The organism is Planctomycetota bacterium, assembly GCA_021414025.1.
Taxonomy (GTDB): Bacteria; Planctomycetota; Phycisphaerae; order Phycisphaerales; family SM1A02; genus SYAC01.
In genome coordinates this window covers 26244-39786 of the sequence record JAIOPG010000001.1, presented here as the reverse complement: position 1 = coordinate 39786, position 13543 = coordinate 26244, and the positions used below count along the sequence as shown (strand labels likewise).

Sequence of the window (13543 nt, the reverse complement as noted above, 5' to 3'; positions counted from 1 at the left end):
CGCGAGTCGCCGGACTTCGCCTTAACGCGCCGCACTGTCGCTGCGGTCGGTCGCATGCACGGTCGGTCCGGAGAGCTCGGCGCGGCGGATCCGGTACTGCATCGAGGTGGTGATCAGCGTGGCGTGGCTCCACGTCAACGGGCTCACTGATATTTGGGCGCCGGTGTAGGGGTGGTACTGCTCCGCCAGCACTCCGCTGGAGGAGGCCCGCCAGTTGGTCCATTCCAGGTAGGGAAGCGCTTCCTCCAGTTCCGCCGGCGTCTGGGCCTTGGCGATCAGCCACTGGGCGAACCAGAGCGTGCAGATCACCCAGGGATTTCCCGGGACCTGGTCCAGGTCGGCGTGCTCCACGCGCTGGTAGGAGTCGCGCTCATAGCGGGCGATGCCGCCGATCTCGGTGCGCACCCAGAGCCGGTCGCGGATGGCACGCATGTGGTCGGCGACGCGCGGGTCGCCGGCGGGCAGCACGCCGAAGGCGAAGAGCGCGAAGGCCGACGCGTCGAGCGTGAAGTCGAGCCGGTAGGAGCCATCTTCGCAGGGGATGGCGGTGCGGGCGAAAAGCCGTCGCTCGGGATCCCACATGTGCTTCATCATCGCCAGGCGCATGCGGTCGGCGGCCTCGCTGAAGTCGGTGGCGCGGTCGAAGGCGCCCATGTCCTCGGCGAACTGGCTGGCGGCCAGCAGGCCGCCGATGGTGGCGCAGACCGTGAACAGGTGCACGCCGCGCCGCTCCTCCCACAAGTCCCAGCTTGGAAGCGGCAGGCCATGGTGGTCGCGGTAGGCGATCATCCAGTTCGCGGTGTCGACCACCAGCGGGTTGTAGAGCGACTTGATGAACTCAACGTCGCGGAACTGCACGAAGTGCTGGCGCAGCGCCCAGGGAATCAGCGCCGTTTCATCCTGCTGGATGGGCAGCAGCGCGGGCTTCTCGGTCAGCCAGGGATGCCAGCTCGAGGCGACCGTTCCGTTGGGGTTGTACTTGTGGTGGAAGTAGCCGTCGGGATGGCGCACCCGCTCGCAGAAGCGGAAGAAGCTGCGGCTCAGCTCGCTCTGCCCCGAGAGCACCAGCGCCTGCGCCACCAGGGCGCCGTCGCGCGGCCACATGTAGGAGTAGGTGTCGCCGGCGAAGTGGGTGATGTCGTAGTCGTTGGCGGCGATGATCGCTCCGCCATTGTCGATCTGGGTGCGCGCGATCAGCAGGCTGCGGGTCTGCAGCTGCCGCAGGTGCTCGGGGAACTGGTCGTCGAAGGGAAGTTCCTGCCGCGACCAGAGCCGCCAGTAGGCCTCGGTGCGGTCGAGCATGCGCTGCGGACTCTTGGTGCAGACTTTCTGGTTGAGCTGGCTCACATCCTCGTAGCTGTGGCCGGCGGCGATCCAGTAGACGCAGGTCTCGCTGCCGCCGGGGGCGAGGGTGAGTTGGAATCCCACCGCGCTGTCCACGCTTCCCTGCGCGATGCTGTTGCGGCTGAGCATGCCATCCTCGGCGTCGCGCCAGGTGCCCTCGGCGTCGCCGATGCGCTTGGCGCCGGTCGCGTAGGTCGAGACGCCGACTCCCGCGGGGTGGCTGCCGTTGAAGAGAAAGTAGAAGTCATTCTTGTAGTGGATCAGCCCGCCGGTCTGCGGATCGAACGCCACCGTGTCGCCCACCGGGCTCTCGCTCACGCTCAGGTCGGCGTGGAAGAAGACGCGCACGTCGCGCGGACGGTTCCACAGGTCGGTCACGACGACCTTGCGAAAATAGACCGGGCTCCAGTAGTCGACCGCGTCGTTGCAGACCAGCTCAAGACCCAGGCGCTCGTTGCGCAGGCGCACCTCGGTCAGCAGGGTGTGGTGCTTGTAGGCGAAGTCGCGCGTCCAGCCCGGGCTGTCCAGCCAGGCGAACTGTCCATCGGCCCAGACGCCGAAGCGCTGCAGGTGCCCGCAGGTGTGGTTGGGCTGTCCCACGTGCGGCCAGTAGAGGTCGCGGATGCGGTAGAGGTCGTCGAAGGCCACCAGCATGTCGCCGTTGCCGACTGGAATGTTGCGGGGCATAGAGGTTTGGAAGCGGTCGCGGTCAGCCGTTGAAGCGGCCGAAGATCAGGCTGGTGTTGTGCCCGCCGAATCCGAAGGAGTTGTTGATGGCGTAGTCCAGTTTGCGCGGCTGCGGCGTGTGAGCCACGAAGTTCAGGTCCATGCCCTCGTCGGGATGGTCCAGGTTGATCGTCGGGGGCATCACGCCTTCGTGGATCGCCATCACCGTGGCCAGGCTCTCGATGCCGCCGGCGGCGCCCAGCGCGTGGCCGGTGACGCCCTTGGTGCTGCTCATGGCCAGCTTGTAGGCGTGCGGGCCGAAGAGTTGCTTGACCGCGTTGACCTCGGCGCGGTCCCCCAGCGGCGTGCTGGTCCCGTGGGCGTTGATGTAGCCGATCTGCTCGGCGTTGATCTGCCCGTCGCGCAGCGCCCAGGTCATTGAGCGCATGGCGCCGGCGCCCTGCTCGTCGGGGGCGGCGATGTGGAAGGCGTCGCCGCTGGATCCATAGCCGATGACCTCGGCGTAGATCTTGGCGCCGCGCTTCTTGGCGTGCTCCAGCTCCTCAAGCATGAGAATGGCGGCGCCATCGGCGAGCACGAATCCGTCGCGGTCCCTGTCGAAGGGGCGGCTCGCCTTGGTGGGATCGTCGTTGCGGGTGCTCAGCGCCTTCATGGCGCTGAAGGCCGCGACGCACACGGGCCCGATGCCGCTCTCCGCACCGCCGGCGAAAATCACGTCCGCATCGCTGCGCTGGATCGCCTGGTAGGCCGCGCCGATCGCGTGGCTTCCCGAGGCGCAGGCGGTGGCGGTGGCGATGTTGAAGCCGCAGAGGTTGTAGCGGATGCTGACCTGCCCGGCGCAGGCGTTGACCATGAGCCGCGGCACCACGAAGGGGCTGACCTTGCGCGGCCCGCCCTCGAGCAGCTTGAAGTAGCCCGACTCGATGGTGTTGATGCCGCCCACGCCGCTGCCGATGGCCACGCCGCGGCGTGAGGGATCGCCGCTCTTGAAGTCGATGCCGGAATCGGTCGCCGCCTGGATGGCCGCGCCCAGTCCGTAGATCGAGAAGTTGTCCATCCGCTTGGCTTCGCGGACGTCCAGTCCGGCGTGCTTTTCAGGCTCGAAGCCGCGGATCTCGCCGGCGAACCGGGTCGACCACTCCTCATTCTGCTCGAAATTGGTGATCGGGCCGATGCCGGATTTCCCCGCCAGCAGCGAGGCCCAGAAGGTGGGGACATCCAGACCGACGTCGGTCACAGCGCCGAGGCCGGTTACCACGACGCGGCGAAGCGTGATGGTTCGCATGGGAAGGTTTCAGGCGGACGAGACCGAAGCCGGTTCGTGCGTCACTTGTCCTTGTTCTTGTTCACGTTGTTGACGAAGTTCTTGTTGATGAAATCGATGGCCTGGCCGACGGTGTGGATCTTCTCCGCCTGCTCGTCGGGAATCTGGGTGTCGAATTCCTCCTCGAGTTCCATCACAAGCTCGACCGTGTCAAGGCTGTCCGCGTTGAGGTCATTGGTAAAACTGGTGTCGCGGGTGATCTGATCCTTGTCAACACCCATTTGCTCCGCGACGATGCCAATCACTTTGGTTTCGATCTCTTGCTCAGTCAAGGGGCTTCTCCTAATCAAAAAGTTGCAGGACTTAAGGACAATATGCTAGCGGAAATCAATGGTGACTGCACGGGCGGATGGTATCCATCACATGGACATGCCGCCATCGATGGCGAGAACCTGTCCTGTGATGTAGCCGGCCTCGTCGCTGGCGAGAAAGGCCGCCGCCGCCGCGATATCCGCGGGCAGGCCGAAGCGGCGCAGCGGAATGCCGGGCAGGGCCATCTCCTTGACCTGGGGCGGCAGGCCCGCGGTCATGTCGGTCTCGATGAATCCCGGGGCGATCACATTGGCGGTCAGCCCCTTGCTGCCCAGCTCGCGGGCGATGGACTTGGTCAGCCCGGTCAGCGCGGCCTTGGCGGCGGAATAGTTGACTTGCCCGGCGTTTCCCATCAATCCGCTGACGCTGCCCACGTTGATGATCCGCCCCCAGCGGCCCTTCATCATCGGCCGCGCCGCGGAGCGGCAGGTCACGAAGGCGCTGCGCAGGTTGACCTGGATCACCTCGTCGAAGTCCTGGTCGCTCATGCGCAGCAGCAGGCCGTCCTTGGTGATGCCGGCGTTGTTGACCAGAATGTCCAGCCGCCCGTGGCGCTCGGCCACGGCCTCGACCATCGCGGCCAGCGCCGCGCCGTCGGCGACATCGCAGCCGACGCCCTCAATGGATCCGCCCGCGGACTGCACCGCCTTGATCGTTTCGGACATGTTCGCCTCGGCGCGGGCCACGCCCACGACGTGCCGCCCATCCTTGGCGAGTCGCTCGGCGATCGCCCTTCCGATTCCGCGGCTGGCGCCGGTCACGATGGCTACACGCTTGTCGATGGTGCGATCTCCTGTTGAAGGCGCGCCCACGAAGGCGCCCCGGACAAAATCAAGTGTAACTGGGAAAAAAAACCGCGCATCCACGGTGGCGCGCCGCCATCAATGGTGTTGGCCGCGATCGAACAGCGCCAATCGCCGCGCAGATCAACCGGGCTTGAGCGGCGGGCCCCTGGGCGGAGCGACCGGCGGTCCATCCGGTTTGCGCCGGCCCGGACCGGCGGGGGCGCTTGGTCCGCCTTCGCCCGAGCCGCTGCCCGAGTCGGATTCGCCCTTGACCGAGCGGTCCTGCTGCGGAATCTCGATGATTTCGTCGGCCGCCTTGGCGGAGGCAAGCTCCTCCTTGTTCAGGGCCAGCCACTGCTTGATGCGGGCGTCAGTCTTGTTGCCCTGCAGCCGCTCCGCAATCTTCGGCGGCGAAGGCAGCGCGGTCATGATCAGCGGCTTCCCTTCTTCGAAAGCCGAAAGCGACCAGAGCTGCGCGGCGAAGTCATCGCCGACGGTGAAGAACCCGAGCACCGCGAGCGTTCCCGCCTCGGCCCCCGGGGCCCAGCCCACATTCACGCGCGAAATTTTTTCCGTCGCCGACTTCCACTGCCCGGACTTCTTCATCTCCGCCAGGACCGACTGGTCCGGCTTGCTCATGAGCGGCGCGATCTTGTCGGCGTTGCCCTGCACCATGGCGTCGAAGAAGACCAGCACGGCCTCGGCCTGCTTGACGTTCTCCGGCGACTTCTCTCCGTCGTCCACGCGAATGCGCTTGTCCACACCGAGCCGCTTGACGATCTCGTTGAGCGTTTCACTGGGAGCCGCCGCCACCTCGACGGGCTTGGCTTCCTGGGTCTCCTCCTGCTTGGGCGCGGGCTTGCTGCAGGCAGAGAGCAGCAGCAGCGACGCGGCCAGCGCGGCGCGGCCGATGAGGGCTCGGTCAGTTCTTCGCATTCTGAGTCTCTGGGATGGAATCATGGGTGGTGACCTCGGTGGCCTTGTCGATGCGTCTCATCAATCCTCGAAGCACGCTGCCCGGGGCGAGTTCATGGACCTTGCAGGTCTCGCCCAGGCCGGCGGTTTTCCGCCACGCGATCATATCGGCGCAGCAGGCATCCCAGCGAACCGGCTGGACCAGCTGGTCCACCAGCAGTTTTCGCACACTTTCCGCGTCCTTGGGCTGGTGGGGCTTGCCGGTGACGTTGCTCCAGACGGGGCAGCGCAGCGGGGCGATGGAAATCTCCGCGAGAGCCTTGGCCATGCCCTGGGCGGCCGGCGCCATCAGCGGGCTGTGGAAGGCGCCCGCGACGGTGAGCTTGCTGGCGCGAAGTCCCAGCGTGCCGGCTTCGGTCACGGCCCGATCGCAGGCCTCCGCATGTCCGCTGAGCACGATCTGGCCGGGGGCGTTGAAGTTCGCAGGCACGAGCACCTGGCCTTGCGCGGCCGCAGCGCAAACCGCGTTGGCCTTCGCCTCATCGGCACCGATGAGCGCCACCATCGAGCCGCGGCTGGCGACGGCGGCCTGCTGCATGAGGCGGCCACGGATCATCACCAACTTGAGGGCGTCCTGCCAGGAGAAGGCGCCGGCCAGGGCCAGCGCGGTGTATTCGCCCAGCGAGAGGCCGAGGGTTCCGGCGATTTGAATCGCGCCATTCTGCTCGACCAGCGCCGCGTGGCATGCGATGCCGCAGACCAGCAAGGCCGGCTGGCTGACGTCGGTCTGGTTGAGCCGCTCGGCGGGACCGTCGAAGCACAATTTGGAAAGCGACTCGCCGCCATCGAAGCGCGCGATCCGGTCGGCCTCCTCAAAGATGGCCCGCGCCGCGGGACTGGCGTCATGCCACGAGCGCCCCATGCCGACCGCCTGGGCGCCTTGGCCCGGTGCGAGAAAGATCGCGTTCATGCTCATTGGTCTTCTCCAAAAAAGGGTTCAGACATTCCAGACGCAGCTGGCCCAGGTGACTCCGCCGCCGAAGGCCACCAGCAGCATGGGCTTGCCCGCGGGCACCTTGCCGGCGCGCCAGACCTGGTCCAGGCAGAGGCCGACGCTGCCGGAGCTGGAGTTGCCGAACTGGTCGATGTTGATCAGGACCTTTTCGCGCGGCAGCTTCAGCTTCTCGATGGCGTTCTCGATGATGCGGGCGTTGCTCTGGTGGCAGACCACCTGGCTGATGTCGTCGGCGGTCAGGCCGGTCTTCTCCAGGGCGTCGGCGATGACCTCGCGGAACTTGGTCACCGCGAACTTGAAGACCTCGCGGCCATCCATGCGCAGGAATCCCAGGCGGATCGGGTTGTCGCGGTCGTTCTCCGGAATCTCCTGGGCGCGGGTGGGGATGTAAAGCGCGCTCCAGTCGCGGCCGTCGGAGCCGAGGGTCTGGTAGATGCAGCCGCGCTTCAGGTCGCGGTCGGGGGTCAGGATCGCGGCGCCGGCGGCGTCGCCGAAGAGGATGCTGACCGATCGGTCCTGGTAGTCGACCATGGTCGACATGGCGTCGGCGCCGACCACGCCGACATTGCGGTAGCGGCCGGAGCGCACCATGGTCTCGGCGATGTTGAGCGCGTAGACGAAGCCGCTGCACGCCGCCACCACGTCGAAGGCGCCGGCGTTGATCGCCCCGAGCTCACCGGCGACGCGGCAGGAAAGGCTGGGGCAGCGCATCTCCGCGGTGCAGGTGCCGATGATCACCAGGTCCAGGTCCGAGGCCTTCATCGAGGAAGCCTCGAGGGCGCGGCGCAGGGCATCGCGGGCCAGGGTGAAGGTGCCCTCCTTGGATTGGTCGCTCACCCGGCGGCAGCGGATACCCGTGCGCTGGGTGATCCACTCGTCGGTGGTGTCCATGATCCGGGCGAGGTCGTCGTTGGTGAGGATGGTGTCGGGAACGGCGGATCCGGTGCCCACCATCCGGACGCCGCAGGCGCCGGAGGGCTGGATCACGCAGAGACCTCTTCGGAAACCCGAAGGCGTCCGAGTTCCTCGCTCATGATCGTGTTGATCTTGGAGGCGGCGAAGGTCTTCATGCGCGTGATCGCGTTCATGACGGTGCGGGCCACGCTGGAGCCATGGCTGATCAGCGCGATGCCGTTCACCCCCAGCAGCGGTGCGCCGCCGAATTCGTGGTAGTCGTGCTTGGCGTAGAGGCTCTTGACCACCGGCTCGAGACGGGCCGCGAGCTCCGGATCGACCGAGAGCACCTCGCGGGCGAGCGCCTTGAAGATGCCGCTGGCCAACCCCTCGGCGAGCTTGATCATGACGTTGCCCACCACGCCGTCGGTGATGACCACGTCGGCTTCTCCGTTGAAAACGCCGCGCCCCTCGACGAATCCTGTGAAGTTCAGGTCGTGGGCGCCGCGGAGCATGTCGCGGGCAAGCCGCATGTCATCGGTGCCCTTGGCCTCCTCGCCGCCGACATTCATGATGGCGACGCGCGGGTTGGCGATGCCGCTGGAGATACGGGCGTAGATCGCGCCCATCACGCCATACTGGGCCAGGTGCACCGGCTTGGGCTCGATGTTGGCGCCGACGTCGATCAGCACGACCGGGCCCGCGAAGGTGGGGACGGTGACGGCGATGCCGGGGCGAACCACGTTGGGGATGCGCCGCATGTGCATCTGCGACGCGCTGACCATCGCGCCGGTGTTGCCGGCGCTCATGATCGCGTCGAGGCGGTTGGCGGTCTTCGGGCTGGCGTCCTTGGTCATCACCACCATGCTGGCGTCGCGCTTGGAGCGGATGGCCTCCACGGGAGACTCGTCCATGCCGATGACCTCGGTTGTGGCCACCACCGTGACGCGGGGATCGCGGATGCCCCGTTCCTTGAATGTTTCATCGATGACGCGGCGGTCGCCGTAGAGGACCAGTTCGTCGTTCGCGGCAAGTTTCGGCAGGGCGGCGATGCAGCCCTTCAGGATCTCGTCGGGCGCATTGTCGCCACCCATGACATCCACGCCGAGTCGCATGAATTATTGACCTATCTGGCCGGTCTTCAACTGCAGACCCGGCCGCACGTAGCCGCAGCCTGAGCATGCGGTGTGGGGGCGCTTCGCGGCGCCGCAATTCGGGCACAAAACGGTGTGCGTCGCCTTGATCGCTTGATGCGAGCGTCGACGACGGGTTCGGCCTGGGGATTGTCTGAATGCTGGAGTCATGGCGTTTTTCCCGAATGCGGGGGATTGGCAAAGGTAATCGAAAGCGGCCTTTTGTCAAGCATGCCGCAACCTGACCCGGTGGGGATCGGGCCTGGATTGAGCGTACATTGAAAGCGTGCAAAGTTTCGAACTCTTCACGGATGGGGCGTGCTCCGGCAATCCCGGCCCCGGCGGCTGGGGCTTTATTTTGCGGGAAACGGGAGCTTCGGAGGAAGTCCTCGGCTCGGGGGCGGAGCCCGACACCACCAATAATCGCATGGAATTGACCGCCGTGATCCGTGGATTCGAGGCCATTTCCAAGCCCTCCCGGGTGCGGCTGGTTTCGGACAGCGAGTATGTCATCAAGGGCTTGAATGAATGGCTGGCGGGATGGAAAGTCCGGGGGTGGAAAACCGCCGCGAAAAAGCCGGTCAAGAATGTCGATCTCTGGCAGCGGCTGGATCAATTGCGGTCGATCCACCAGGTTTCGCCGCAATGGATACGGGGCCATGCCGAGCACCCCGAGAACACAAAATGCGATGAAATGGCGGTCGCGGCCATTTTCACCCTGCGAAACGGTTGAATTTCCGTTACACTCCCCGACCCGGTCCATCGACCCACAAGCGACTCCTCCATGCCAACGATCAATCAACTCATCAAGAATCCCCGACGCAATCCTCCCGCCAAGAGCAAGGTGAAGGATCTTGCCCGCTGCCCGCAGCGACGCGGCGTCTGCCTCCAGGTGAAGACCGTCACCCCGAAGAAGCCCAACTCGGCTCTCCGCAAGGTGGCCCGCGTCCGCCTGAGCAACGGCAAGGAAATTACCGCCTACATCGGCGGCGAAGGACACAACCTGCAGGAGCATTCGATCGTCCTGGTGCGCGGCGGCCGCGTCCGCGATCTGCCCGGCGTGCGCTACCACGTGGTGCGCGGCATCCTGGACTGCCTCGGCGTCGATGGCCGCAAGAAGGGCCGCTCGCTCTACGGCGTGAAGAAGAAGGCCGCGGCCAAGAAGAAGTAAGACATTCGCCCGGCGGAAGCGATTCCGGCCGGGAAGTTTGGTTTGAGTTTGTTTCGGACAATTTCGGCAAGTAATCAAGGAGCCACCTGCGGGCGCGTTGCCCGGACCTTGGTGAACTGACGTCCCACTTCGGGATGCCGAGCCACAGGAGATCCCCCAATGGGCGGACGTATTACGCACAGCGAAGCTCAGCTTCAGCCGGACCCTCGTTACCAAGACAAGTTGGTATCCAAGTTTGTCAATTGCATCATGTATGACGGCAAGAAAGCCACGGCCCAGAAGGTCGTCTATCAGGCTTTCGACGCCATCCAGGCCCGACTCGAGAAGGAGAAGGCCGAGGGCATGCCACGAACCGCGATTGAAGTCTTCCAGAAGGCGATCGAGAACGTGAAGCCCGTCGTCGAAGTGCGCTCCAAGCGCGTCGGCGGAGCCAACTACCAGGTGCCGATGCAGTTGAATCGGCGCCGCGCTCAAAGTTTGACTTTCCGCTGGATCATCGAGGCGGCCCGCGCTGAAAAGGGTCGGCCGATGCACCTGAAGCTCGCCAACGAGCTGCTCAGCGCCTGCAAGAACGAAGGCAAGGCCGTCGCGACCCGCGAGAACACGCATCGCATGGCGGACGCCAACAAGGCCTTCGCCCACTTCGCGTGGTGATTCGGGTTCGCGGTTTGCACATGAATTCATCGCGGCGATCCTTCGGGGTCGCCGCGTTTCTTTTTGCGAATTTCTTTTCCCGGTCAAACTCGGGACAATGCGGCCATGTCTGAGGCGCAACGCCATCTTCGACAGATCGCTTTGCCCTGGTGCGGGCCGCAGGGACAGGCGCGCCTCAAGAGTTCGCATGCGCTGGTGGTGGGGTGCGGCGCCCTGGGCTCCGCGTCCATCGAGTGGCTTGCCCGCGCGGGTGTGGGTCGTCTCACGCTGGTCGACCGCGACGTGGTGGAGTGGTCAAACCTGCAGCGGCAGCAGCTTTTCAGCGAGCGCGACGCGCGATCGGGCGCGCCCAAGGCGGAGGCCGCCTCGCGCCGCGTCAAGGAGATCGATTCCGGCATCCGCGTCGACGCCTGCGTCGAGCATCTCGACGCCCACAACGCGGCCGAGCTCGCCCGCGGCGCCGATGTGATCGTTGACGGACTCGACAATGTCGCGACGCGGTTCATCCTGAACGACCTTTCGGTGCGCGACGGGATTCCCTACATCTACGCCGCGGCGGTGGCGATGGAGGGCTTGTCGCTGGCGGTGGTGCCGCGGGACCTCGGCGCTGCCGGCGACGAAAACTTCGCGGCGCGCGGCGCCTGCCTGCGCTGCGTCTATCCCGATCTTCCGGCGCCCGGCGAGCTGCCCACCTGCGATCGCGCCGGAGTGCTCGGACCTCTGGTCGGCATGGTGGGTTCGTTCGCGGCGAGCCAGGCGCTCTTCATCCTCGCGGGTCGACCCGACCTGCTGGAGCGGAAATTGTGGAGCGTGGACCTGGCGGATCATCGCCGCGCGTCCATCGCGGTCTCCATTGATGGGCAGTGCGAATGCTGCGGCAAGCGGAAGTTTCCCTTCCTGGAGCCGGCCGATGACAATCCGCGCGTCGCGCACCTGTGCGGGCGCGGAGCCATCCAGGTGCTGCCCTCGCGGCGCGGTCGGGGAGCCATGGATTTGGCGGTCTTGCAATCGCAGTTGAAAATCCATGGTCAATTCGCCATGCAGGGGGGTCGGCTTCAGGGACAACTGAAGGACCTGCCGGGCACGGGCGGCGAGCCGGTCGAGCTCACCGTCTTTGCGGATGGCCGGGCGATCGTCGGGCAATGCAGCGACGAGGTTGTGGCGCAATCGATCTACGACCGATTCATCGGCGGATGATCATTTCGACGGCGGGGGAAATGGGGATAAGATCACCCCCATGACCACCTCCACCGCAACCACCGTCGGCGTCGGCTCCATGATCTCATTCAACCTTCGCATGGCCATGACCTATGCGGAGAAACTTTGCGCTGACATTCCCGCCGACAAGTTCGGGCACATTCCGATGAAGGGGGTGAACCACCCGCTCTTCTGCATCGGCCACCTCGGGCTCTACGCCGAGCGCGCGCTGACGCTGATTGGCCGCGAGGACCTGGCCCGCAAGGTCGATCCGAAGCAGGAGGAGCTCTTCAAGAACGGCGCGCCCTGCCTCGAGCAGGATGGCCGCTATCCGAACAAGGACGCCGTGCTCAAGAACTACATGGAGCGCTACAAGGTCGTGGCCGACGCGCTCCCCGAGGTCTCGGACGAAACCTTTGCCCGCGCGAATCCCATGGGCGGACGCATGACCGAGATTCTTCCGACCATCGGCGCTGCGACCATGTTCATGTGCGGAAGCCATCTGCAGATGCACCTGGGCCAGATCAGCGCGTGGCGCCGGGTCATCGGCATGGGCAGCTGCATGTGAGGCACGAGCCCGCCGCAACCCCAGGGACTTCATGACCCGGTCTCACATTCTGGCTTTTGACCAAGGCACCACCAGTTCGCGCTCGATCCTTTTCGATTCCAGGGGGGCGATCCGCGCCGTGGCGCAGCAGGAGTTTCGCCAGTCCTTTCCCAAGTCGGGATGGGTGGAGCACGACGCGCAGGAAATCTGGTCGACGCAGCTGGAGACGGCCAAGGAATGCCTGCACCGTGCTGGCCTGGGCCCGCGCGATGTCGCAGCGATCGCCATCACCAATCAGCGCGAGACGACCGTCATCTGGGAGCGCTCTTCGGGCCGACCAATTGCGCCGGCCATCGTTTGGCAGGATCGGCGCACGGCGCACGCGATGGAGAAGCTGCGTGCCGATGGAGTTGAGCCGCGCGTGCGCAAAAAGACAGGTCTTCTGCTTGATCCCTATTTCAGCGCCTCCAAGATGGCGTGGATCTTGGACCATGTCACCGGCGCGCGCAAGCGCGCCGCCAAGGGAGAATTGGCGGCGGGCACGATCGACTCGTGGCTGCTGTGGAAATTGACCGGCGGCCGCGTGCACAAGACCGATGTCACCAACGCATGCCGCACAAGCTTGCTCGATTTGAAGACGTTGTCCTGGAATCCCGAGATGCTCTCCATCTTCAATGTTCCGGCGGAGATTCTTCCCGAGGTCGTTTCGTGCGACAACGAATTCGGCGAGTGCGAGCCGAAGCTTTTGGGCGGTGCGATTCCGATCCGCTCGATGATCGGCGACCAGCAGGCGGCGCTCTTCGGCCAATTGTGCTTCGAGAAGGGAATGGCGAAGAACACTTTTGGCACCGGCTGTTTCATGCTGATGCAGACGGGAACCAAACCCGCTGCGAGCAAGAACCGGCTGCTGTCCACCGTCGCCTGGCGGATGGAAGGCAAGCCGGCGCACTACGCGCTGGAGGGAAGCGTCTTCGTCGGCGGCAGCGCTGTGCAATGGCTGCGCGACGGCCTGGGCATCATCAAGAAAAGCGCGGATGTGAATCCGCTGGCGGAGTCGGTGCCGGATTCGGATGGCGTCTTCGTGGTGCCCGCCTTCGCCGGGCTCGGCGCGCCGACGTGGGATCCACGGGCGCGAGGCTGCATCGTCGGTCTGACGCGCGGAAGCACCGCAGCGCACATCGCGCGGGCGACGCTGGAGGGCATCGCCCACCAGGTGGCCGATGTGCTTGAAGCCATGACTTCCGACGCCGGCGCCCCCGTGGGCATTCTGCGCGTGGATGGCGGCGCCTGCGCCAGCGATCTGCTCATGCAGACGCAGGCCGACCTGCTCAACGCTGCGGTGGAGCGGCCCAAGGTGATTGAAACCACGGCGCAGGGGGCTGCCTTCGTGGCCGGGCTTGCCTGTGGAATCTGGAAGGACGCCGCCGAACTCAGCAAGCATCGCGCAGTCGACCACGTGTTCAAGCCGAAGATTTCGGAGGATGAGCGACGCACGCGCCGCGCCAACTGGAAGCGGGCCCTGGCCCGCGCTGGCGACTGGCAGCAGGGCGAAACCAAATAGACTG

General features: G+C 65.5%; 15 protein-coding genes. 6 read left to right on the top strand and 9 right to left on the bottom strand.

Features of this window, described 5'->3' with window-relative positions:
- Positions 1-21 precede the first annotated feature (21 nt).
- The 9 genes from K8R92_00175 to rpmF all read right to left on the bottom strand — a co-directional run bounded on the left by K8R92_00175 (position 22) and on the right by rpmF (position 8580).
- Complete coding sequence (locus K8R92_00175; GenBank protein ID MCE9618312.1) at positions 22-2031, bottom strand: glycoside hydrolase family 15 protein; 2010 nt, start codon at positions 2029-2031, stop codon at positions 22-24.
- Positions 2032-2053: 22 nt separating this feature from the next.
- Complete coding sequence (fabF, locus tag K8R92_00170; GenBank protein ID MCE9618311.1) at positions 2054-3307, bottom strand: beta-ketoacyl-ACP synthase II; 1254 nt, start codon at positions 3305-3307, stop codon at positions 2054-2056.
- A 50-nt stretch (positions 3308-3357) separates the two neighbouring features.
- A complete protein-coding gene (acpP, locus tag K8R92_00165; protein ID MCE9618310.1) occupies positions 3358-3627 on the bottom strand; it encodes an acyl carrier protein in 270 nt (89 codons plus the stop codon).
- Positions 3628-3714: 87 nt separating this feature from the next.
- On the bottom strand, positions 3715-4479 hold the full coding sequence (gene fabG, locus K8R92_00160; GenBank protein ID MCE9618309.1) for a 3-oxoacyl-[acyl-carrier-protein] reductase: 765 nt from the start codon (positions 4477-4479) through the stop codon (positions 3715-3717).
- A 114-nt stretch (positions 4480-4593) separates the two neighbouring features.
- Positions 4594-5388: a hypothetical protein gene (locus K8R92_00155; GenBank protein ID MCE9618308.1), complete on the bottom strand. Its 795-nt coding sequence runs from the start codon at positions 5386-5388 to the stop codon at positions 4594-4596.
- Positions 5375-6343 carry an ACP S-malonyltransferase gene (locus K8R92_00150; protein ID MCE9618307.1) on the bottom strand — a complete coding sequence of 323 codons (969 nt, stop codon included), beginning with the start codon at positions 6341-6343 and terminating at the stop codon, positions 5375-5377. The genes K8R92_00155 and K8R92_00150 overlap by 14 nt, the downstream gene beginning before the upstream one ends.
- A gap of 21 nt (positions 6344-6364) precedes the next feature.
- On the bottom strand, positions 6365-7369 hold the full coding sequence (locus K8R92_00145) for a ketoacyl-ACP synthase III (GenBank protein MCE9618306.1): 1005 nt from the start codon (positions 7367-7369) through the stop codon (positions 6365-6367).
- Entirely contained in the window at positions 7366-8391 is a 1026-nt protein-coding gene (plsX, locus tag K8R92_00140) for a phosphate acyltransferase PlsX (GenBank protein ID MCE9618305.1), read from the bottom strand. The genes K8R92_00145 and plsX overlap by 4 nt, the downstream gene beginning before the upstream one ends.
- Before the next feature lie 3 nt (positions 8392-8394).
- Entirely contained in the window at positions 8395-8580 is a 186-nt protein-coding gene (gene rpmF / locus K8R92_00135) for a 50S ribosomal protein L32 (GenBank protein MCE9618304.1), read from the bottom strand.
- A 115-nt stretch (positions 8581-8695) separates the two neighbouring features.
- Between rpmF and rnhA the strand changes: the two genes are divergently transcribed.
- From rnhA to glpK, 6 genes are all read left to right on the top strand, one after another.
- Positions 8696-9142, top strand: a complete 447-nt coding sequence (gene rnhA, locus K8R92_00130) for a ribonuclease HI (protein ID MCE9618303.1) — start codon at positions 8696-8698, stop codon at positions 9140-9142.
- Positions 9143-9193: 51 nt separating this feature from the next.
- Entirely contained in the window at positions 9194-9580 is a 387-nt protein-coding gene (gene rpsL / locus K8R92_00125) for a 30S ribosomal protein S12 (protein ID MCE9618302.1), read from the top strand.
- Positions 9581-9739: 159 nt separating this feature from the next.
- Entirely contained in the window at positions 9740-10234 is a 495-nt protein-coding gene (rpsG, locus tag K8R92_00120; GenBank protein MCE9618301.1) for a 30S ribosomal protein S7, read from the top strand.
- Between the two features lie 105 nt (positions 10235-10339).
- A complete protein-coding gene (locus K8R92_00115; GenBank protein ID MCE9618300.1) occupies positions 10340-11431 on the top strand; it encodes a ThiF family adenylyltransferase in 1092 nt (363 codons plus the stop codon).
- 40 nt (positions 11432-11471) lie between these two features.
- On the top strand, positions 11472-11999 hold the full coding sequence (locus K8R92_00110; GenBank protein ID MCE9618299.1) for a DinB family protein: 528 nt from the start codon (positions 11472-11474) through the stop codon (positions 11997-11999).
- Positions 12000-12030: 31 nt separating this feature from the next.
- Positions 12031-13539 carry a glycerol kinase GlpK gene (gene glpK, locus K8R92_00105; protein ID MCE9618298.1) on the top strand — a complete coding sequence of 503 codons (1509 nt, stop codon included), beginning with the start codon at positions 12031-12033 and terminating at the stop codon, positions 13537-13539.
- Positions 13540-13543: the final 4 nt, after the last annotated feature.